This is a genomic window from Cedecea sp. AS113, from assembly GCF_037152415.1.
Taxonomy (GTDB): domain Bacteria; phylum Pseudomonadota; class Gammaproteobacteria; order Enterobacterales; family Enterobacteriaceae; genus Cedecea.
The window spans coordinates 1-225 of sequence record NZ_JBBCMI010000074.1; the positions used below are offsets into that span (position 1 = coordinate 1).

The window sequence follows — 225 nt, forward strand, 5'->3', positions numbered from 1 at the left end:
CAGCAGGGTCACTGAAACGATTAATAAACCCACCCGCTGGCGAACGCCGGGCCAGCGCCTGCGCTATAACGTGTTCGCCGGGCAGCAGCAGACGCTGTGGAACAGTGACAAGAGTGAAGATAACGGTGAATTTGCGGCCGGGGCCAGCGTCAATTACCTGTTGCATCCGCTGGCGACGGTCGGCGTGGCCGTGCAGAAGACGGGGGAAGAGCGTCAGGCCGGGGT

Annotated in this window: 1 protein-coding gene; it reads left to right on the forward strand. The window is 62.2% G+C overall.

Going from position 1 to position 225, the window contains the following annotated elements; genetic code table 11:
* The coding region (locus WFN87_RS24085; protein WP_336983988.1) for a hypothetical protein at positions 1-225 on the forward strand (225 nt) is incomplete at both ends.